The organism is Allomesorhizobium camelthorni (genome assembly GCF_011045125.1).
Classification (GTDB): Bacteria; Pseudomonadota; Alphaproteobacteria; order Rhizobiales; family Rhizobiaceae; genus Allomesorhizobium; species Allomesorhizobium camelthorni.
The window spans coordinates 48,572-68,167 of record NZ_JAAKZF010000017.1; the positions used below are offsets into that span (position 1 = coordinate 48,572).

Annotated in this window: 20 protein-coding genes; 14 read left to right on the plus strand and 6 right to left on the minus strand. The window is 63.2% G+C overall.

All coding sequences use genetic code 11. The features are described from left to right. Positions 1–157: 157 nt before the first annotated feature. Positions 158–1,009 (minus strand): helix-turn-helix transcriptional regulator, encoded by an 852-nt coding sequence (locus G6N73_RS14570; protein WP_165028836.1) that lies wholly within the window; start codon positions 1,007–1,009, stop codon positions 158–160. 86 nt (positions 1,010–1,095) lie between these two features. On the opposite strand from G6N73_RS14570, the gene G6N73_RS14575 reads away from it, so the two are divergent. Both G6N73_RS14575 and G6N73_RS14580 read left to right on the plus strand, forming a co-directional pair. After that, a complete protein-coding gene (locus G6N73_RS14575) occupies positions 1,096–1,629 on the plus strand; it encodes a hypothetical protein (protein WP_165028738.1) in 534 nt (177 codons plus the stop codon). A gap of 17 nt (positions 1,630–1,646) precedes the next feature. Continuing rightward, complete coding sequence (locus G6N73_RS14580; protein ID WP_165028740.1) at positions 1,647–2,024, plus strand: VOC family protein; 378 nt, start codon at positions 1,647–1,649, stop codon at positions 2,022–2,024. Positions 2,025–2,125: 101 nt separating this feature from the next. On the opposite strand, the gene G6N73_RS14585 is transcribed toward G6N73_RS14580, so the two are convergent. Further along, complete coding sequence (locus G6N73_RS14585; protein ID WP_165028742.1) at positions 2,126–2,440, minus strand: hypothetical protein; 315 nt, start codon at positions 2,438–2,440, stop codon at positions 2,126–2,128. A gap of 74 nt (positions 2,441–2,514) precedes the next feature. On the opposite strand from G6N73_RS14585, the gene G6N73_RS14590 reads away from it, so the two are divergent. From G6N73_RS14590 to rnk, 4 genes are all read left to right on the plus strand, one after another. Continuing rightward, complete coding sequence (locus G6N73_RS14590; RefSeq protein WP_165028744.1) at positions 2,515–3,141, plus strand: CPBP family glutamic-type intramembrane protease; 627 nt, start codon at positions 2,515–2,517, stop codon at positions 3,139–3,141. 41 nt (positions 3,142–3,182) lie between these two features. Then, on the plus strand, positions 3,183–3,812 hold the full coding sequence (locus G6N73_RS14595) for a MarC family protein (RefSeq protein ID WP_165028746.1): 630 nt from the start codon (positions 3,183–3,185) through the stop codon (positions 3,810–3,812). A gap of 70 nt (positions 3,813–3,882) precedes the next feature. After that, positions 3,883–5,622, plus strand: coding sequence for an adenylate/guanylate cyclase domain-containing protein (locus G6N73_RS14600; protein WP_165028749.1), 1,740 nt, complete (start codon positions 3,883–3,885; stop codon positions 5,620–5,622). Between the two features lie 388 nt (positions 5,623–6,010). Then, a complete protein-coding gene (rnk, locus tag G6N73_RS14605; protein WP_165028751.1) occupies positions 6,011–6,451 on the plus strand; it encodes a nucleoside diphosphate kinase regulator in 441 nt (146 codons plus the stop codon). 248 nt (positions 6,452–6,699) lie between these two features. Here the strand turns inward: rnk and G6N73_RS14610 are convergent, their stop codons facing one another. After that, positions 6,700–7,200: a single-stranded DNA-binding protein gene (locus G6N73_RS14610; protein ID WP_165028753.1), complete on the minus strand. Its 501-nt coding sequence runs from the start codon at positions 7,198–7,200 to the stop codon at positions 6,700–6,702. A gap of 296 nt (positions 7,201–7,496) precedes the next feature. On the opposite strand from G6N73_RS14610, the gene G6N73_RS14615 reads away from it, so the two are divergent. The 4 genes from G6N73_RS14615 (at position 7,497) to G6N73_RS14630 (ending at position 13,058) form a co-directional block, all read left to right on the plus strand. Continuing rightward, positions 7,497–7,742 (plus strand): hypothetical protein, encoded by a 246-nt coding sequence (locus G6N73_RS14615; RefSeq protein WP_206078859.1) that lies wholly within the window; start codon positions 7,497–7,499, stop codon positions 7,740–7,742. Between the two features lie 679 nt (positions 7,743–8,421). Next, positions 8,422–11,346 (plus strand): excinuclease ABC subunit UvrA, encoded by a 2,925-nt coding sequence (uvrA, locus tag G6N73_RS14620; protein WP_165028756.1) that lies wholly within the window; start codon positions 8,422–8,424, stop codon positions 11,344–11,346. 101 nt (positions 11,347–11,447) lie between these two features. Further along, positions 11,448–12,749, plus strand: a complete 1,302-nt coding sequence (locus G6N73_RS14625) for a S8 family serine peptidase (RefSeq protein WP_206078860.1) — start codon at positions 11,448–11,450, stop codon at positions 12,747–12,749. A 72-nt stretch (positions 12,750–12,821) separates the two neighbouring features. Beyond that, the gene (locus tag G6N73_RS14630) at positions 12,822–13,058 is read left to right on the plus strand and encodes a hypothetical protein (protein WP_246252058.1); all 237 of its coding nucleotides are present in this window, start codon (positions 12,822–12,824) and stop codon (positions 13,056–13,058) included. Positions 13,059–13,145: 87 nt separating this feature from the next. Here G6N73_RS14630 and G6N73_RS14635 read toward each other — a convergent pair whose 3' ends face one another. Then, entirely contained in the window at positions 13,146–13,349 is a 204-nt protein-coding gene (locus G6N73_RS14635; RefSeq protein WP_165028757.1) for a type II toxin-antitoxin system Phd/YefM family antitoxin, read from the minus strand. A 36-nt stretch (positions 13,350–13,385) separates the two neighbouring features. Between G6N73_RS14635 and G6N73_RS14640 the strand changes: the two genes are divergently transcribed. Next, positions 13,386–14,192: a DUF72 domain-containing protein gene (locus G6N73_RS14640; RefSeq protein WP_165028759.1), complete on the plus strand. Its 807-nt coding sequence runs from the start codon at positions 13,386–13,388 to the stop codon at positions 14,190–14,192. A 169-nt stretch (positions 14,193–14,361) separates the two neighbouring features. Here the strand turns inward: G6N73_RS14640 and G6N73_RS14645 are convergent, their stop codons facing one another. Then, entirely contained in the window at positions 14,362–14,988 is a 627-nt protein-coding gene (locus tag G6N73_RS14645; RefSeq protein ID WP_165028761.1) for a TetR/AcrR family transcriptional regulator, read from the minus strand. 82 nt (positions 14,989–15,070) lie between these two features. Between G6N73_RS14645 and G6N73_RS14650 the strand changes: the two genes are divergently transcribed. After that, positions 15,071–15,838: an SDR family oxidoreductase gene (locus G6N73_RS14650; protein ID WP_165028763.1), complete on the plus strand. Its 768-nt coding sequence runs from the start codon at positions 15,071–15,073 to the stop codon at positions 15,836–15,838. Between the two features lie 43 nt (positions 15,839–15,881). Here the strand turns inward: G6N73_RS14650 and G6N73_RS14655 are convergent, their stop codons facing one another. After that, positions 15,882–17,381 carry an NAD(P)H-hydrate dehydratase gene (locus tag G6N73_RS14655; RefSeq protein WP_165028842.1) on the minus strand — a complete coding sequence of 500 codons (1,500 nt, stop codon included), beginning with the start codon at positions 17,379–17,381 and terminating at the stop codon, positions 15,882–15,884. Positions 17,382–17,711: 330 nt separating this feature from the next. On the opposite strand from G6N73_RS14655, the gene G6N73_RS14660 reads away from it, so the two are divergent. Beyond that, the gene (locus G6N73_RS14660; RefSeq protein WP_008837753.1) at positions 17,712–18,050 is read left to right on the plus strand and encodes a P-II family nitrogen regulator; all 339 of its coding nucleotides are present in this window, start codon (positions 17,712–17,714) and stop codon (positions 18,048–18,050) included. Between the two features lie 52 nt (positions 18,051–18,102). After that, the gene (glnA, locus tag G6N73_RS14665; RefSeq protein ID WP_165028766.1) at positions 18,103–19,512 is read left to right on the plus strand and encodes a type I glutamate--ammonia ligase; all 1,410 of its coding nucleotides are present in this window, start codon (positions 18,103–18,105) and stop codon (positions 19,510–19,512) included. The last annotated feature ends 84 nt before the right edge of the window (positions 19,513–19,596 follow it).

A 19,596-nucleotide genomic window follows, 5' to 3' on the forward strand; every position in this document is an offset into this window, starting at 1 on the left:
TTGGCGACTCCAACTTTCGGATGCGAAATCCAGCCGATATCCAGAGTTGATTTTTCGATTTAAATCAACCGGATAGGGGCTGTTTTCAGAGGCTGCGACGAGATGTCTGCCAAGATAGCGGGCGGCTGGCGCGAACGTCTGCCGTTCCTGTCCTGGCTTAAAGGATTGAAGCGCCTGCGCCACCGCTGCGATGGGGCGCGCGGAATGCGCCGGGCGTCACGCCCATGATCCGCCTGAAACGCCGGTTGAAAGTGGAGAGGTCGTTGAAACCGGCATCGAAAGCGATGGCCGAAATCGGCTCGTCCGACAGCCGCAGCCGCACCGCCGCCCGGTGCAGGCGGGTTCTCAGCACATATTGGAGCGGCGTCATGCCCGTCATCTGGCGAAACGAACGCAGGAAGTGGAACGGGCTGGTCGCCGCCTCGCTGGCCAGATCGGCGAGCGCAAGCGGTTCGTGCGCGGCCAGTTCAATGCGGCGGACAGCCTCGCTGACGCGGCGCTGGTCGAAACGGTTCGGCCGCCGCGGCTGATCCGCGGCCGTGCCCGCAAGCGTCGAGGCGACGCCGCCGGCCAGCCGCAAGGCAGCCTCTTCGAGCGCGTTTCCGTCGCCGTCGTCTCGCGCGATCTCCGCCTCGGCCAGCAGGCGCGCGAAATCTCTCAACGGCGGCAGCCGCGGCGCGGCGAAGCCGATTTTCCTCGCCCCCGGCGTCTCGGCCGCGACTCCCTCCAGAAATTCCGGCGAATAGTGAAAAGACAGGCAGCGGTCACCCGCCGCATGTTCGTGCCCGCATTCGAAGCAGGAGCCGGCATTGCCGAGCAGCATCGAGCCGGGCGCGAGAACCGCAGTCCCTTGCGTGGCGCTGTAGCGAAAAGTCCCGTCGGTCACGGCCGCGATGCAATAGTCGCCGTGCTGCTCCTCGAAAGGCCGGTCGTGAACGCCGGCGCGGCAGATCACGTCTTGAACCCGCCAGCCCGGACCAGACGCAAGTAGATGGGCGGTCACTGTCATAGGCAAAAGATAGCAATTTTTCCCAAGCGGATGAAGCGGCCGACAGCCATCATGGCGGCATCTGCTGACAATCCGGGAGCCGTATCATGTCCCAAGCCAGTTCCTTTGCCGAAGCCCTGCATTCTGCCGGTCCGGCGCCCGACCACGCCGAAAAGCTGAATCTCTACGGCCGCTTCGTCGGCGCATGGTCGTTCGACGCCAAGCGCTTTCCGGAGGACGGCAAGCTGCTGACCGGCCGCGGCGAAATCCATTTCGGCTGGGTGCTCGAAGGCCGCGCGATCCAGGATGTCTGGATCCTGCCCGCCAGAGACGCCGGACCGACGCCATCGCTCGGGAACTGGACCTTCTACGGCACGACTTTGCGCATCTATGACCCCGGCCTGGGCGCCTGGCACATCATCTGGAGCGACCCGCGCACCCAGTATTACAGCCGGCAACTCGGCCGCGCGGAGGGCGACAATATCGTCCAGCAGGGCGCCGACGATACCGGCTCGACCGTCCGCTGGAGTTTTACCGACATCACCGACGACGCGTTCCGCTGGATCGGCGAACGCTCGCACGACAACGGCGCCAGCTGGCGGATGGAAGTGGAGTTCCTCGCCCGCCGGTCCGCTCAATGATAGCAATGGAGAAAAACATGCTCGACCACGTCTCGATCGGCGTTCGCGACATCGCCGCGACAAAACGCTTCTACGACGCCGCGCTCGCACCGCTCGGCTATTCCTGCCTCAGCGCTTCCGATGGCTCGCTCGGCTATGGCAAAGACGCCGTCGGTTTCTGGATCAGCCGCGTTGAAACTCCAGTCCCAGACGATGCCGGCTCCGGCCTGCATTTCTGCTTCGCCGCGCCATCCCGCCAAGGCGTCGACAGCTTCCATAGCGCCGCACTCGCCACCAGCGGCCGCGACAATGGCCGACCCGGCCTGCGGACCGACTATGGCGAAGGCTACTACGCGGCTTACGTCGCCGATCCCGACGGCTATCGGCTGGAGGCCTATTGTGACAAAACCGGGTAACCGGTCTGTCACCGATTGCTTCACTTGACGCTGATTGGCATCTATGACTGCGCGGGACGATCCGACAGATCGGGGGGCGCGCGGTGTTTCAATCGGTACTATTACGCTGGCATTGGCGGCCGGAAGCCTTCGCGGCCTACGTCGCGAGAGCGGGTGAAGGTCGCAACAGCGCACGGCGAATTGCCGTGGGTTTTATCCTGATTGTGCTGTTCCACATCGCATTTGCAGTGGCGGCGTTTGTCGTCGATCCCCTCATTCTGAAGGGTTATGATGCACTCCTCGGAATTGATCGCCCATTGACGCTCTATTTTGACACCGTGGATGAGTTTTTTGTCACACGGTTCGGCCTGGCGCTGCTTCTCGGTGCGATTGGTTGCATGTGGCTTGGCGCCTGGTTTGTGGTCCGTATTGTACACACAAAAGGAAATTATCCAGCGTCATGGGAGCGACAGCTCGGCTTTCATGGCGGGATTTCGCGGCTAGCTTCGCCGTGTGGTTCGTGGTCGGCGCAATTTCGTCGGCGGCCTTTTTCGCGATGGACGCGACTGCCGCACGAAGCGAAACGGCATTGCTGGATTGGGGCCTGGCGCTTCTGCCTCTCTCGCTGTTCATCCTGTTCCAGAGCTCAGCGGAGGAACTCGTATTTCGAGGCTATCTCCAGCAGTCTCTTGCGCACCGGTTTCCTCACTGGTGCGTCTGGGCGGCTTTGCCCGCCATCGTTTTCACATTGCTGCATTGGGATTCCGACGCCCTGCCTTGGATGAATGCCGCCTATCTGGCCAGTATCCTTGTTTTTTCCGTTGCCATGACGATCCTGGTCTACGCAACCGGTAGTCTTGCAGCCGCCTTCGGCGCGCATTTCGCAAACAACATAATTGCCTTGTTGTTGTTTGGCGCGGATAGCGATTGTCGGTCGGCAGCCCTTTTCGTCGGCATGCCGATGCAGGATCCGTCCTGGACGCTCATCGAAGCCGCCTTGCTGGTGATTTTGTCGATCGCCCTTACCGCGATCCCGCTGGCTTTTTCCCTTCATCCACGGTCTCCTTTCAAGCTAAGGGGTACGCAAGACCGCCTGCACTCCGACGCGCTTGTTCAATTAGGGTCACCGGCGGCGTGAAGTGATCTGTCACCCGATCGAGTGCCGAAGGGGGCCGCCTCATGCCGAGTTACGACAGCGTCTTCAACGCCTTCGTCACGCTTCTGGTGACCATCGATCCGCCGGGCCTGGCGCCGCTCTTCCTCGCCGTCACGCGCGGCATGAACCGCGACGAGCGCCGGCAGGTCTCGATCCGCGCCTCGATCATCGGTTTTTCGGTGATCGCGCTGTTTGCGCTGGCTGGCGCGCTGATCCTGTCGGTGCTCGGCATCACCCTGCCCGCCTTCCGGGTGGCGGGCGGCCTTCTCCTGTTCTTCATCGCCTTCGAGATGGTTTTCGAAAAGCGCCAGGACCGTAAGGAGAAGATCTCCGATATGGCTGTCACCAAGGACATGATCCACGACATCGCCGCCTTCCCGCTGGCGATACCGCTGATCGCCGGCCCCGGCGCGATTTCGGCAACGGTGCTGCTTTCGGGTTCGTTCCAGGGTTTTGCCGCCCAGGCGGCGCTGGTCGGCATCATCGCGGTATGCCTGCTTTTGACCTATCTGGTCTTCATTCTCGCCGAACGCATCGACCGGCTCCTCGGCCAGATCGGCCGCTCGATCCTGACCCGACTGCTCGGCGTGATCCTCGCGGCGCTTGCCGTCCAGTTCGTCGCCGATGGCATCAGGGAACTGATGGCGGTCTGACGAGAAGGCGCTCTTCCGCCCTTGCCTGCCGTGCTCTATTATCAATCGATCCTGCCCTGAGGGGACCTTCATGGAGCGGAAGCTCGCGGCGATTCTCGCTGCCGACGTTGTCGGCTACTCGGCTCTTATGGAGCGCGACGAGGCGGGAACGTTCGACCGACTGAAAGCCGGCCGCAAGGAGCTGTTCGAACCCGAAATCGAAAAGCGCCACGGCCGCATCTTCAAGCTCATGGGCGACGGATTGCTCGCCGAATTCGGCAGCGTCGTGAATGCGGTGGAATGCGCCGTGTCGCTGCAGCGCGGTCTGGCGGAACGCAACGCCAGTGTTGCGGAAGACAAGCGCATTGAGGTTCGGATAGGCGTCAATCTCGGCGAGGTCATTATCGAGGGCGAGGACTGCTACGGCGAAGGCGTCAACGTCGCCGCGCGGCTCGAGCAACTCGCCGAACCCGGCGGCATATGCGTCTCCGGCAAGGTGGCGCGGGAAGTCGAGAAAAAGCTCGCCTTCGGATTCGAATCCATGGGCGAGCAGCAGGTCAAGAATATAGCCGAGCCGGTGCCCGCCTATCGCGTCGTCATCGGCGGTGCAGCCCCGCCGATGCTGGCCAAACCGCTTGCGCTGCCCACCAAACCGTCGGTCGCGGTGCTGCCTTTCACCAATATGAGCGGCGACCCGGAGCAGGAGTATTTCGCCGACGGACTGGTCGAAGACCTGATCACCAGCCTGTCCAAGATGCCCGGCATTTTCGTGATCGCCCGCAATTCCACCTTCGCCTACAAGGGAAAAGTGGCGGACATCCGTCAGGTCGCGAAGGAACTGGGGGTACGCTACGTCCTGGAAGGGAGCGTCCGCAAGGCCGCGAACCGTCTGCGCATCACCGGCCAGCTCGTCGAGGGAACGGACGCAACCCATGTCTGGGCCGACAAGTTCGAGGGCGCAATCGAAGACATCTTCGATCTGCAGGATCGGCTGACGGAGAGCATCGTCGGTGCGATCGAACCATCGATCCGGCGCGCCGAGATAGAGCGCGCGCGCCGCAAGCGCCCCGACAGCCTGGACGCCTACGATCTCTATCTACGAGCTATGCCGTATGCTCATGCAAACACGCCGGCCAACACGAACGAAGCGCTACGCCTGCTCAACGAAGCTTTGCTGCTCGACCCGAACTACGCGGTCGCGCACGGATACTTGGCGTGGAGTTACGAGCAGCGCTTCCTCCGCGGCGGTTTCCATCCGGACGACAGGGCGGCCGCGCTGCGACATGCCAACATCGCGCTGAGCATCGGCACTGATGATCCGCAGGCGCTGTGCATCGGAGCGTTCGTCTACGCAAATATCAGTCACGACTACGAAAACGCCATCGGCGCGCTCGACCGGGGGCTGAAAATGAACCCCAATTCGGCACTGGGTTTCGGCTTCAGCGCGCTGGTGCACATGTTTTGCGGACGCTACGAGCGGTCGACCGATGACGCTCAGAAGGCGTTGCGGCTCAGCCCGTTCGATCCGTTGAATTATCACCCTTATCTGGCGCTGGCCTGGGTCTCTCTGTTCACCCGCCGCTTCGAGGAAGCCGCTGGCTATGCCACGCTGGCAATCCAGTCCAATCCCGGCTTCAGCATACTCCACGCGACCTTGGTGGCCAGCCACGCGAGTCTCGACCGTCTCGATGCGGCGCGCGTCGCAGCCGCGCGCCTTCTGGAAATCGCCCCCGGATGGACGATCAGCGGTTTCGTGAAGATGGATCTCGTGCGCCCGCATTTGATGGATGAGTTCGCCGACGCGTTGCGGAAGGCAGGATTACCCGACTGAATTTTCCAGGAGTGTTCCGCCCATAGCTCGACGAAGAACATATTTGCCGCGCTCCGCCTGGTTGTCCGCGTCGGGCGAAAATGAAAGCCGGCAATTGCCGTCAGGGCGCTTGCCTTGACATCCCGCGCTGGGTCGCGGACAATCCCATTCATGTTCCGTGCCGCCAAAATCGCGAGCGATTTTCCCTTCCGGGTTTGTCCCATCGCGGGTTCTTAACCCCCGGCTCGGCCTTTTGCGCCCCCGAGCCGCGGGGGAAGGCACACCACCGGACCCATGACGTTTAGGCCCTGACCGGGTCCGTCGGGCTGTGGCGCATTTCACACCCAATTGCCCAGAGAACAAGGGCTGGACGATCCCAAGGATCGCCGAAAGAACGACAGGTATTGAAATGCCGAGAACTGCCAAAGCCGGCCGCAAGCCGGTCATCACCGTGGCAAGGTCGGAACACGACCGGCTCCTGGTCTTCGCCAACACCATCGCCGCACAAAATCCGGATTCGTCGGAGGAGCTGCTGGCGGAACTGGAGCGCGCCCGCGTGGTGAATGACGACCGGGTGCCGGACGACGTGGTACGCATGGGTTCAAGTGTGAAATTTGAACCCGACACCGGTGAAACGCGCACCGTCACGCTGGTCTATCCCGGCGAGGCCGACATTTCGGTCGGCAAGGTTTCGGTGCTGACGCCGATCGGCACGGCGCTGCTCGGCCTTGCGCCGGGCCAATCGATCGGCTGGACCGCACGCGACGGGCGCCGGCATGAACTTCACATTCTCAGCGTCGATGCCCCGCCGGCCGAAAGTCAGCAACAAGGCTCCGGCGAGGCGGCATGACCAGCATGCACCGTCCTCCCGGCCGGCAAGGCCTTCCCGATCAGAGGCCCAGAATCCTGACAGGCGCTTGACCCCTGCGCCGCGGCCGCCGCAATGGCAGGCCGGCGGGTCAGGGGTGCGTTTCTCGATCAGGCTTTCAGCCAATCGATACCGAGGGTTGCTGCGACTCCAGCGGGAGACCTGCCATGCCACACATCCCATGCCTGCCAGCCGGCCACGTCGAAAGCGTAGCCGGCCGATTCAAATCCTCAGAATGGAATCTCGTCGTCGAGATCGCGAGACGATCCGCCGCCGCCGCCCCGGCTGCCGCCGCCGCGCGAAACGTCGGTCGGGCCGGACTGACCGAAATCGGAACCGCCGCCGCGTCCCTGGCCGACCTGACCGCCCTCGCCGCCTCCGCGTGCGTCGAGCATCTGGAGCTCGCCGCGGAATTTCTGCAGCACGATTTCCGTCGTGTAGCGGTCCTGGCCGCTCTGGTCCTGCCATTTGCGGGTCTGCAGCTGACCCTCGACGTAGACCTTCATGCCCTTCTTCAGATATTGCTCGGCGACCTTGGCGAGATTGTCATTGAAGATCACGACATTATGCCACTCGGTCTTTTCCTTGCGCTCGCCGGAATTCTTGTCGCGCCAGCTTTCCGAGGTCGCGACACGGATGTTGACGACCGGGTCGCCCGAGTTCAGCCGCCGGATTTCCGGGTCTGCGCCAAGATTACCAACCAGAATGACTTTATTGACGCTACCCGCCATGACACCGCTCCGCGCTCATCCGAAACCAAAACAGGCCGCACTCTAGCCGATCGACGCCCGCACATGCGCCGCCCGCACCCCAAAAAGGCCTGCTGTCCACAAATAGTTTTGTTCGCTCTTTGTTCCTAGCATGCCGTCATGTGCCGCGCAAGTGCAAAGCCGGCTCGAAGAACGTTCGTCATTCCACGCCGCCTTTCCGGAAATCTGTTCATCGCCATAGCGCATTTGGCGTTTGTCGGCCGCACCACTATGATACCGGAATGAGCCATCGGAATCCGCAACGAAGCAGTTACGCCTTGGCGATCGCGACCGTCTTGCTTTCGGCCGCCATCCCCGCGCTCCAGGCGGAGGAAGGCCCCGGCCTCCCTGGCGTCGACCGCAAGGTCGCGGACCAGGCCCGCATCAGGCCCCTCGGCGAGCCTGTTGCCGACACGCCGCAAGCCGACGCCAACGGCTTTGTCCGCATCGGCGACTGGGACGTGAAAATATCCGGCAGCGTCACCATCGATATCGGGACATTTGCGCCGCGCACGGGCCGATAGTTTCCTCGAACCCACAACGCTCCGGCAGCCAACAAAAATTCGGCCCTGCCGCTTCGTCGGAAGCTCGCAGGGCCATTTTTGGGTCTTAGCCCAATTCTACTGGTCGTCCTGACCAGTTTTGATTTCGGATGCAACGCGGCGATCAGCCGACGATCCGACTGGTAGTCTCTGATTGTGAAGGGATCAGCGGGTCAAAGTCTGCCGAGCGAACTCAGGCACTTTTGCCTGCTGCGGCTCCACACCTTAGTGGAGCCTTTCGGAATTGTCCGGTGGAGTCATGCCTCACTCCTATATCCGTTTATCCTGTGCCTGCCGGCGCGCCTATCCGCTTGTCTGCGGCGTCTCGCAGACGGGCCGACTGCCAGCGAAGAGCATCTCGAAGACGCTCGGCTCCGACTGACGGATTGCATCGTGCACCGCTCATTCCGCTGCGTCAACCCGCGCAATAGCCGGTTACAAAAAATGTGATCGCCGGTTTCGCCGTGCGCCGCTGCGGGAACTTTGTCAGGAGCCTGTTTCCCGTTTGTTCTTTTCGCTTGCCCCACCCCGGCAAAGGCGGCTAAACCTCCTGACACGAGGGAACTGGCTGCCCTCGAATGAGCGGCAGGAATACCTACATGACGGGATGGCCGGACAACCAGCCACTCCGAAACATTTTTGATTGAGGCGGCGGACCGGCATGGCCGATCACAAATATCTTTCCGTTCGCGGCGCGCGCGAACACAATCTGAAGAATATCGATCTCGACCTGCCGCGCGACTCGCTGATCGTGATGACCGGCCTGTCGGGCTCGGGCAAGTCCTCGCTCGCCTTCGACACGATCTATGCCGAGGGCCAGCGCCGCTATGTCGAGAGCCTCTCGGCCTATGCGCGCCAGTTCCTGGAGATGATGCAGAAGCCCGATGTCGACCAGATCGACGGCCTGTCACCCGCGATCTCGATCGAGCAGAAGACCACGTCGCGCAATCCGCGTTCGACCGTCGGCACGGTCACCGAAATATACGACTACATGCGCCTGCTCTTCGCGCGCGTCGGCATTCCCTATTCGCCGGCCACCGGCCTGCCGATCGAGAGCCAGACGGTCAGCCAGATGGTGGATCGGGTGCTGGCGCTGGAGGAAGGCACGCGGCTCTATATCATGGCGCCGATCGTGCGCGGCCGCAAAGGCGAGTACCGCAAGGAATTCGCCGAACTGCAGAAGAAGGGCTTTCAGCGCGTCAAGATCGACGGCCAGTTCTACGAGATTGCCGACGCGCCGGCGCTCGACAAGAAGTACAAGCACGACATCGATGTGGTGGTCGACCGCATCGTGGTGCGCGGCGACCTCGCCACGCGGCTTGCGGATTCCATCGAGACCGCGTTGAAGCTGGCCGAAGGGCTTTGCGTGGCCGAATTCGCCGACCGGCCGCTGCCGGCGTCGGAAACGGCGGAGGATTCCGCCAACAAGTCGAAGAACGACACGCATGAGCGTCTCCTGTTCTCCGAAAAATTCGCCTGCCCGGTTTCCGGCTTCACCATTCCCGAGATCGAGCCGCGGCTGTTTTCGTTCAACAATCCGTTCGGCGCCTGCCCGGCCTGCGACGGGCTCGGCAGCCAGCGCGCCATCGACGCGAGCCTCGTCGTTCCCGACGAGAACGTCACGCTGCGCGACGGCGCGGTCAGCCCGTGGGCGAAGTCTACCTCGCCCTATTATTCGCAGACGCTGGACGCGCTGGGCAAGGTCTACGGCTTCAAGCTCGGCGACAAGTTCAAGGATCTGACCGACGAGGCGAAGGACGCGGTGCTGAACGGCACCGGCGAGCGCCAGATCACCTTCAACTATGATGACGGCCTGCGCTCCTACAAGACGACGAAGACCTTCGAGGGCGTCATCCCCAATCTCGAGCGCCGTTGGAAGGAAACCGAATCCGCCTGGATGCGTGAGGAGATCGAGCGCTTCATGTCGGCCAGCCCCTGCCCGGCTTGCAACGGCTACCGCCTGAAGCCCGAGACGCTGGCGGTGAAGATCGCCGGCCTGCACATCGGCCAAGTCTCGGAAATGTCGATCCGCAAGGCCAATCAATGGTTCGCGGAACTGCCCGCGGCGCTCAACGCTAAGCAGAACGAGATCGCCGTGCGCGTGCTCAAGGAGATCCGCGAGCGCCTGCGCTTCCTCAACGATGTCGGCCTCGACTATCTCACAATGTCGCGCAATTCCGGCTCGCTGTCGGGCGGCGAGAGCCAGCGTATTCGCCTGGCATCGCAGATCGGTTCGGGCCTGACCGGCGTGCTCTACGTGCTCGACGAACCGTCGATCGGTCTGCACCAGCGCGACAACCAGCGCCTGCTCGATACGCTGAAGCATCTGCGCGACCTCGGCAACACCGTCATCGTGGTAGAGCACGACGAGGACGCGATCCTGACCGCCGACTACGTCGTCGATATAGGCCCGGCCGCCGGCATCCATGGCGGCGAGATCATTGCCCAGGGCACCCCGGCCGAGGTGATGTCCAACCCGAACTCGATCACCGGCAGATATCTGACCGGCGAGCTGGAGATACCGACGCCGCCCACACGGCGCGAGCTGAAGAAGAACCGGCGCATAAAAATCGTCGGCGCGCGCGGCAACAATCTGAAGAACGTCACGGCCGAGATCCCGCTTGGCACCTTTACGGCCGTCACCGGCGTTTCGGGCGGCGGCAAGTCGACCTTTTTGATCGAGACGCTGTTCAAGGCGGCGTCGCGCCGCATCATGGGTTCGCGCGAGCACCCGGCCGACCACGACCGCATCGAGGGCCTCGAATTCCTCGACAAGGTCATCGACATCGACCAGTCGCCGATCGGGCGCACCCCTCGCTCAAACCCGGCGACCTACACCGGCGCCTTCACGCCGATACGGGACTGGTTCGCGGGCCTGCCGGAAGCCAAGGCGCGCGGCTACCAGCCCGGCCGCTTCTCCTTCAACGTCAAGGGCGGGCGCTGCGAGGCCTGCCAGGGCGACGGCCTGATCAAGATCGAGATGCACTTCCTGCCTGACGTCTTCGTCACCTGCGACGTCTGCCACGGCAAGCGCTACAACCGCGAGACGCTCGACGTCACCTTCAAGGGCAAGTCGATCGCCGACGTTCTGGAAATGACGGTCGAGGAAGGCGTCGAGTTCTTCGCCGCAGTGCCCGGCGTGCGCGACAAGCTGGAGACGCTGGCCAAGGTCGGCCTCGGCTACATCCATGTCGGCCAGCAGGCCAACACGCTGTCGGGCGGCGAGGCGCAGCGCATAAAGCTCGCCAAGGAATTGTCGCGAAAGGCGACCGGCAAGACGCTCTACATCCTCGACGAGCCGACGACAGGCTTGCATTTCCACGACGTGGCGAAACTTCTTGAAGTGCTGCACGAGCTTGTCGACCAGGGGAACACGGTGGTCGTCATCGAGCACAATCTGGAGGTGATCAAGACCTCCGACTGGGTGCTCGACCTCGGCCCCGAGGGCGGCGACGGCGGCGGCGAGCTGGTGGCGGCCGGCCGGCCGGAGGACATTGCCGAAGAGCCGCGTTCCTATACCGGCCATTTCCTTAAGGAGTTGTTGGCGCGCCGGCCGAAGTCGCGGGCGGCGGAGGCGGCGGAATAAGGCGGCCGGCGCGGGCGCGCCACCTGCGTCATCCAAATTGCGCGTTTTAATTGTGCATTTTCGCCTGCATACTCGCCGGTATCGCAGGCCGGAGGGATCGAATGAACAATATCGCAGCGTCGCCGCCGCCCCAGCCCACCGGCAATATGCTGGTGATGTTTCAGCCGAACCGGAAGCCGAAGGAAATCGAGAGGCTGATCTCCAACGCGATCGGCGCCAAGGTGGTGCATTCCCGCGATTTCCGCGCCGCCGGGCCTGATGTGGCGGAAGCTTTCGCCGAGGCCGGCGCGCTCAGCCTCGATCGGCTCGGCATCGCCGTGATCAAGGCTCCCGAGGGCGACGGCATATCGGTCGCCGCAACCATGCTTCGCGCCCGCAAGGAGGTCGTCGAGGTGCGTCCGGAATTCTGGATGCATGTGCTGGCCGGATGGGACGAGCGCTACGCCGCCTGGGTGCGCGACGGCCTCTCGCTGCTGGCAGACCCTGCCCTGCGCGCGCTCCTGCCGCCGGGCGGCATCGCCGCGCCGTCGTTCATCCCGGTCGCCGAGCAGATTTCGGCCACCTGGGGCCTCACCGCCACGGGCGTCGACCGCTCGACCTTTTCCGGTGCGGGCATCAAACTCGCGGTGCTGGATACCGGCCTCGACCTCGTCCATCCGGATTTCGCCGGGCGCAGCATCGTTTCCGCAAGCTTCGTGCCGGGCGAGGACGTGCAGGATGTCCAGGGCCATGGCACCCACGTCATCGGCACCGCCTGCGGGCCGCTGGCGCCGGCCGAGCAGGTCCGCTACGGCGTAGCCTACGAAGCGGAGATTCATGCCGGCAAGGTCCTGAACAATGCCGGCTCCGGCACTGAACGCTCGGTTCTCGCCGGCATCGAATGGGCGGTCGAAAGCAAATGCGAGATCATATCGATGTCGCTCGGCCGTGCCGTGCAGCCGGGCGAGCCACCGGACCCGTTCTACGAGCGCGCCGGCGAATACGCGCTCGAGAACGGATCACTGATCATCGCGGCGGCTGGCAATGAAAGCTGGCGGCAGTACAACTCCATCAGGCCAGTCACGTCGCCGGCCAACGCCGCCTCGATCATGGCGGTCGCGGCGATCGACGCGAAGATGAAGGTGGCGAATTTCTCCTGTGGCGGCATCAACCCGGCCGGCGGCGAGGTTAATATCGCCGGACCTGGCGTCGACATTCTTTCCACCGTACCGATGCCGCGCAAATACGACCGGTTCTCCGGCACGTCGATGGCGACGCCGCATGTCGCCGGCATCGCCGCCCTTTTGGCGCAGTCGGACAACACGCTTCGCGGCAAGGCGCTGTGGACGGCGCTTGAGCGCGGCGCGCGCAATATCGGTCACCCGGCGCGCGATGTCGGCTCGGGGCTCGTGATCGCGCCGTGAAGCAGTGCGATGGACTTGCGGGCAGCCCAACCTATATGATGTGGCATGCGGCGACCGTGAAAGGACGCGAAGATGGCCAAGAACGTGATGGTGCTTGTCGACGAACAGCACGGCCTCGATTCCGTGACCGCCGCCGTTGAAGCCTGCGGTGTCCGCGTCGAGCGCGTCATGCGCGGTATGAGAACCATTGTCGGCGCCGCCTCCGACGATGCGGCGATCCAGCGGGTGCAGCAAATGGACGGCGTCGCGTCGGTCCGCGAGGAAAAGAGCTTTGCGGTGCCGCCGCTGCACCGCGACATCCCGCAATAAAATCGTGCGATCCAGTCAGAACGACCGTCACTGGACCTCGACCGCAGAGAAAACGCTAGCAAGCGCGTCGCGCATTGGCCGCGAAGACTATGGGTTCCTACGCGCAAATTTTCGCGCAGCAGCAAGGCCTGGAAGCTCATTATTGCTGCGATCGAATTCTTCTGCAGTCAGCGGCTTCATTCTTGCAATCGGCTTCTTACCGCGCATGATGATGACCTCTTCGCCGGCAAGCGCACGGTCGATCAGTTCATTCATTCGCTTTCGAGTTTCCGTGATGTTCACGCTCACCATGCCAGCCTCCGATAGATGCAACTGAGAGTTTAGCACATGACCGATTCTGGAAAAATCCGCGCCGGCATGGGCGGCTGGACCTTCGAGCCCTGGGACACCTCTTTCTATCCCGAAAAATTGTCGAAGGCGAAGCAACTCCAGTTCGCCAGCCGCCAGGTTCCGTCCATCGAGGTCAACGGCACCTATTATTCGACGTTCAAGCCCGCCACTTTCGCCAAATGGGCGAGCGAGGCGCCGGAAGGTTTTGTCTTTTCACTGAAAGCCATACGCTTCGCGACCAACCGCAGGGTGTTGGCGGAAGCCGGCGAGTCGGTCGAGCGGTTTCTCGGTTCGGGGGTCTCCGAACTCGGCGACAAGCTCGGCCCGATCCTCTGGCAGTTCGCGCCGACCAAAAAATTCGACCCAGCCGATTTCGGCGCCTTCCTGAAGCTTTTGCCCGAAAAACAGGATGGCGTGCCGCTGCGCCACGCGGTGGAGGTCCGCAACCCGTCCTTCGTCGTGCCGGAATTCGTGGCCCTGCTGCGCGAGCACAACGCCACGGTGGTCTATGCCGACCACGAAAAATATCCTGCTATTGCCGACGTCACCGGCGATTTCGTCTACGCCCGGCTGCAGACCGGCGAGGACGAAGTCGAGACCTGCTACAAGCCGAGCGCGCTCGACGCATGGGCTGCACGCGCGAAAATATGGGCCGAGGGCGGAACGCCTGGCGATCTGCCGCGCGCCGACCCCTCAAGCGAGGCTCCGGTCAAGCCGCGCGACGTGTTCATCTATTTCATCACATCCGGCAAGGTGCACGCACCGCACGGGGCGATTGCGCTGATGCAGCGGGTGAGCGACTGACGCTGGAGAAGCTGGCTTGGCCATGCACGCCTTCGCAGGGTGTGTTGGGATTCAGGTCAGGCCGCGCCGAAAATGGTGGGTTTCGAGAACCGGAACGGAGCGAACATTCGAGTACGCGAGTACCGGAAGCGCAGAAAGCCGCCATTTGCAGGCCGGCATCACCTGAATATCACACACCCGTCGTCAGCGCGTCCCAGGCGGCCATAGCGCCGTCGGCCGCCGCAAGCAGCCTGGCGTGCGAAGCGCCGTCGCGCGCCTGGATCGACATGCCCTGCTGGACCGTCACGTAGAACACCGCGATCGCTTCGCAATCTATACCCGCAGGCAACTCCCCTTCCCGCACCGCGGCTTCAAGCCGCGTCTTGAGTTCGGCGACATTCGCCTCCCGCCTTTGGCGCAGATCCTCGCAGATGGCGGCGTTGTTGCCGTTGGCGTTGAGCGCGCCGAGCACGATCAGGCAGCCCGGCGGATCGCCGGCGCGTGAAAAGGCGGCCGCCGATTCGCGCAAAAAGCCCTCCACCGCCTGCTTTGCCGTTGCCGACTGGTGCAGGCTGCGCCAGATGTCGACGCCTTCGGTCTCGCTGTAGAGATCGGTCGCCTCGCGAAACAGCGCTTCCTTGCTGCCGAAGGCGGCGTAGAGGCTGGGGGGATTTATACCCATCGCCGCCGTCAGGTCCGCCAGCGAGGCGCCGTCGTAACCCTTCGCCCAGAACAGCCGCATCGCCTGCCGCAGCGCCTCAGCGCGATCGAAGCCGCGCGGCCGGCCTTTTGAGCTCGCCGAGATGTTTTCTGTCATGACCGTTACATAAATCGCTTGACGACGCACCGCAAGCCTGCCACCAATATATGTATCGACTGTTACATAAATGGTGAAAGCAATGCACGACAGCAATTCAAGCAACCATGCCGGCGAGCTCCAGGGCAAGGCGGCGCTGGTGACCGGCGGCAGCCGCGGCATTGGCGCGGCGATTGCCCTCAAGCTGGCGCGCGCCGGAGCGGATGTCGCGCTGACCTATGCGCGCTCGGCGGGCAAGGCCGGCGCCGTTGTGAAAGAGATCGAAGCTCTGGGCCGGCGCGGCTTCGCGATCAGAGCCGACAATCTCGACGCCGGCGCGGTCGAAGCGGCGGTCGCGGCGGCCGTCCGCGAATTCGGACGTCTCGACATCCTGGTCAACAGCGCCGGCATCTATCAGGCAGGTTCGATCGAAACGATGACGATCGAGGCCCTGGATGAAACCATGGCTATCAATTTCCGCGCGCCTTTCGTCGCTTCCAAGGCAGCGGCGGCCGTGATGAGCGAAGGCGGCCGGATCATCTCGATCGGCAGCAATCTCGCCGAACGCGTTCCGGCCCCCGGCACCAGCCTCTATTCCGCCAGCAAGGCGGCTTTGGTCGGGCTGACCAAGGGGCTGGCGCGCGATCTCGGTCCGCGCGGCATCACCGTCAATGTCGTGCATCCCGGCTCCACCGACACCGACATGAACCCGGCAGACGGCGAATATGCCGATGCACAGCGCAGCCTGATGGCGATCCCGCAATTCGGCGCGCCGGAAGACGTTGCCGGACTTGTCGCCTGGCTGGCCGGGCCGCAGGGCCGGTTCGTGACGGGCTCGGCCCTGACCATCGACGGCGGCGCAAACGCTTGATGTGATCGCGAAGAGCGGTGGAGGGGCATACCGCGATCCGGCCTCAGCCCAAAAGTTCGCGAAGCACCGGACAAAGCGCAAGCGGCAGGTCTTCGGCAATCAGCCCCGGCCCGAAGCGCCGCGCCGCCTCGGCGTGCATCCAGACGGCCGCACAGGCAGCTTCGAAGGCCGGCATCCCCTGTGCGAGCAGTGCCGCAACGATGCCCGACAGCACGTCGCCGGAGCCGGCGGTGGCCAGCAGGGGCGTGCCGTTGGCGTTGATCGCCGCCCGCCCGTCAGGCGATGCGATCACCGTATCCGGGCCTTTGTAGATGACCACCCCATGCGAGCGGGCCGCCGCTTTCCGAGCTTTTTCAAGCTTGGAGAGCGCGGCATCCCTGGCGATATCCGGAAAAAGGCGGCCGAACTCGCCCTCGTGCGGCGTGAGCACCAGTCCCGCCGCGCCCTTGGCTCCTGCCGCGATGAAGAGCGAGGCAGGCGCGTCGTGGAATGAGGTGATGCCGTCGGCATCGAGCACAAGCGAGACCTCCGCGCCGGCCGTTTCGAGGACAACCAAAGCGAGTTCCCGCAGCGGCTCGCCGACGCCGAAGCCCGGCCCCAGCACGAGCGCGGACGGCTTGCGATCGGAGATGAAGGCGCGCGCGGCGTCTATGTCGTCGACCCGCCTCAGCATGATCGACGTCAGATGAGCAGCGTTGGTCGCCAGCGTGTTGCCGGGCGACAGGACGGTTACGGCCCCCACCCCTGCCCGCGCCGCGGCAAATGCTGCGAGCCGCGCAGCGCCTGTAGAGGAAGGACCGCCCGAAAACACGCCGACATGACCGCGTCGGTATTTATGCGTATCGGCCGCCGGCATCGGATACCGGGATTGCCACAGAACCGGGCCGTTCTCGAAACACTTCGGGCCGACCGCCGCGATTATCTCCGCGCCGATCCCGATATCCGCGACTAGGATTTCCCCGCAGGCCTCGCGCCCGGGCAAAAGCAGATGGCCGGGCTTCTTGCGCACGAAGGTGACGGTGAGAGCGGCCCGGAACGCCTCGTCACCGACCGGGTGACCGGTTTCGCCGGAAATGCCCGACGGAAGATCGACGGCAACGACCGGGATTTTTGCCTTGCGGCATTTCACGATCGCCGCGACCGCACTTGGCGAAAGCGGCTTCGAAAGACCTGCGCCATAGAGCGCATCGACGACGATGTCGCCGCCTTCCGGGTGGAAGCCGGAAATCGGCTGCGCCTCGATTGGGCATTCGGCGGCCGCCTGCGCCGCGTCGCTTCCGGCTTTTGGCCGACCCTCGGCCCAGACCGTAACGCGAACTCCTACGTCGGCGAGAAGTCTGGCCACGACATAGCCGTCGCCGCCATTGTTGCCCGGCCCGCACAGCACATGAGCACGAATTGCCGCCGGCCAGCGCCGCAGCACCTCCGCCGCAACCGCCGCACCAGCATTGCACATGAGTTGGATACCGCTGAACGGGCCGGCGGCTATTGCCAGCCGGTCCGCCTCGGCCATTTCATGCGGCGTCAGGATTTCGTTCGACATTGCCGACAGGCGCTCCACCTGCGGCAACGGGTAGCACATGACGGGCGGCGCCTGAATAGGCGCGCCACCGTGCGTTGCGTCCGGCGATCACGATGCCTGTTTTTTAGGCTTTCTGCCCAATTTTTGGCCTGCCGAAAAATTCATCACTAGCATTGCCCGCCTTCAACTTGCACGGAACCGGGGCAATAGCGTCCCACAAGCAGATTTTCGCGCGTGGTTTCCGTTCCATGCTCATTCGTTGCAGCAGGGCAAGATTGGCACGGATCGTGCTTTTAGAGGCGCAAGCGGGGCGACAGCCCGTATTTGCCCTAGCGGAGGCCTACACAATCCATGAAAAAGATCGAAGCGATCATCAAACCGTTCAAACTCGACGAAGTGAAGGAGGCTTTGCAGGAGGCGGGGCTGCAAGGCATCACCGTCACCGAGGCGAAAGGCTTCGGCCGCCAGAAGGGCCACACTGAGCTTTACCGCGGCGCTGAATATGTCGTCGATTTCCTCCCCAAGGTGAAGATCGAAGTGGTGCTGGGCGACGAATCCGTCGAAGGCGCCATCGAGGCGATCCGCAAGGCCGCGCAGACCGGCCGCATCGGCGACGGCAAGATTTTTGTCTCCAATATCGAGGAAGTCGTGCGCATCCGCACCGGCGAGACCGGCATCGACGCTATCTGATCGCACCGCCTCTTCCATTTCGATTCAACGTCATTACACAGGAAACCATAACATGACGGCAGCCTCAGATATTTTGAAGCAGATCAAGGACAATGATGTAAAATTCGTCGATCTGCGCTTTACCGATCCGAAGGGCAAGCTGCAGCACGTGACCATGGATGTCGTCGAGGTCGAAGAAGACATGTTCGCCGACGGCGTCATGTTCGACGGCTCGTCGATCGCCGGCTGGAAGGCCATCAACGAATCCGACATGGTTCTGATGCCCGACGCCGAAACGGCCCATATGGATCCGTTCTTCGCGCAGTCGACCATGGTCATCCTGTGCGACATTCTCGATCCGGTTTCGGGCGAAGCCTACAATCGCGACCCGCGCGGCACCGCCAAGAAGGCCGAAGCCTACATGAAGGCCGAAGGCATCGGCGACACCATCTATGTCGGCCCGGAAGCCGAGTTCTTCGTGTTCGATGACGTAAAATACAAGACCGATCCCTACAACACCGGCTTCAAGCTCGATTCGACCGAACTGCCGTCCAATGACGACACCGACTACGAAACCGGCAATCTCGGCCACCGCCCGCGTATCAAAGGTGGCTACTTCCCGGTTCCGCCGGTCGATTCGGCCCAGGACATGCGCTCGGAAATGCTGACCGTGCTGACCGAGATGGGCGTGCGCGTCGAGAAGCATCACCACGAAGTGGCGGCCGCCCAGCACGAGCTCGGCATCAAGTTCGATACGCTAGTCCGCAACGCCGACAAGATGCTGATCTACAAGTATGTCGTGCACCAGGTCGCCAACGCCTACGGCAAGACGGCGACCTTCATGCCGAAGCCGGTCTTCGGCGACAACGGCTCGGGCATGCACGTCCACCAGTCGATCTGGAAGGAAGGCAAGCCGACCTTCGCCGGCAATGAGTATGCCGGGCTGTCGGAGACCTGCCTCTACTACATCGGCGGCATCATCAAGCACGCCAAGGCAATCAACGCCTTCACCAACCCGCTGACCAACTCCTACAAGCGCCTGGTGCCGGGCTATGAAGCCCCTGTGCTGCTCGCCTATTCGGCGCGCAACCGCTCGGCTTCCTGCCGCATTCCTTTCGGCTCCTCGCCGAAGTCGAAGCGCGTCGAGGTCCGCTTCCCCGATCCGGGCGCGAACCCCTATCTCGCCTTCGCCGCCATGCTGATGGCCGGCCTCGACGGCATCAAGAACAAGATCCACCCCGGCCAGCCGATGGACAAGGATCTCTACGACCTGCCGCCGAAGGAACTGAAGAAGATCCCGACCGTCTGCGGTTCGTTGCGCGAAGCGCTGCAGAGCCTCGACAAGGACCGCGGCTTCCTCAAGGCCGGCGGCGTCTTCGACGACGACCAGATCGACAGCTACATCGAGCTGAAGATGGCCGAGGTCATGCGCTTCGAAATGACCCCGCATCCGGTCGAATACGACATGTACTATTCGGTCTGACGGGAAGCTTCAGGCACGACGAAAAAACCCGGCGGAAACGCCGGGTTTTTTGTTGAGCGGCGGTCAATCGCCATCGGATGGCGC

Bases quoted from the DNA above. Each gene is read 5' to 3' on its own strand.
- G6N73_RS14570 (WP_165028836.1), bottom strand. From the start codon at position 1,009: ATGACAGTGACCGCCCATCTACTTGCGTCTGGTCCGGGCTGGCGGGTT.
- G6N73_RS14575 (WP_165028738.1), top strand. From the start codon at position 1,096: ATGTCCCAAGCCAGTTCCTTTGCCGAAGCCCTGCATTCTGCCGGTCCG.
- G6N73_RS14580 (WP_165028740.1), top strand. From the start codon at position 1,647: ATGCTCGACCACGTCTCGATCGGCGTTCGCGACATCGCCGCGACAAAA.
- G6N73_RS14595 (WP_165028746.1), top strand. From the start codon at position 3,183: ATGCCGAGTTACGACAGCGTCTTCAACGCCTTCGTCACGCTTCTGGTG.
- G6N73_RS14600 (WP_165028749.1), top strand. From the start codon at position 3,883: ATGGAGCGGAAGCTCGCGGCGATTCTCGCTGCCGACGTTGTCGGCTAC.
- rnk (WP_165028751.1), top strand. From the start codon at position 6,011: ATGCCGAGAACTGCCAAAGCCGGCCGCAAGCCGGTCATCACCGTGGCA.
- G6N73_RS14610 (WP_165028753.1), bottom strand. From the start codon at position 7,200: ATGGCGGGTAGCGTCAATAAAGTCATTCTGGTTGGTAATCTTGGCGCA.
- uvrA (WP_165028756.1), top strand. From the start codon at position 8,422: ATGGCCGATCACAAATATCTTTCCGTTCGCGGCGCGCGCGAACACAAT.
- G6N73_RS14625 (WP_206078860.1), top strand. From the start codon at position 11,448: ATGAACAATATCGCAGCGTCGCCGCCGCCCCAGCCCACCGGCAATATG.
- G6N73_RS14630 (WP_246252058.1), top strand. From the start codon at position 12,822: ATGGCCAAGAACGTGATGGTGCTTGTCGACGAACAGCACGGCCTCGAT.
- G6N73_RS14635 (WP_165028757.1), bottom strand. From the start codon at position 13,349: ATGGTGAGCGTGAACATCACGGAAACTCGAAAGCGAATGAATGAACTG.
- G6N73_RS14640 (WP_165028759.1), top strand. From the start codon at position 13,386: ATGACCGATTCTGGAAAAATCCGCGCCGGCATGGGCGGCTGGACCTTC.
- G6N73_RS14645 (WP_165028761.1), bottom strand. From the start codon at position 14,988: ATGACAGAAAACATCTCGGCGAGCTCAAAAGGCCGGCCGCGCGGCTTC.
- G6N73_RS14650 (WP_165028763.1), top strand. From the start codon at position 15,071: ATGCACGACAGCAATTCAAGCAACCATGCCGGCGAGCTCCAGGGCAAG.
- G6N73_RS14655 (WP_165028842.1), bottom strand. From the start codon at position 17,381: ATGTCGAACGAAATCCTGACGCCGCATGAAATGGCCGAGGCGGACCGG.
- G6N73_RS14660 (WP_008837753.1), top strand. From the start codon at position 17,712: ATGAAAAAGATCGAAGCGATCATCAAACCGTTCAAACTCGACGAAGTG.
- glnA (WP_165028766.1), top strand. From the start codon at position 18,103: ATGACGGCAGCCTCAGATATTTTGAAGCAGATCAAGGACAATGATGTA.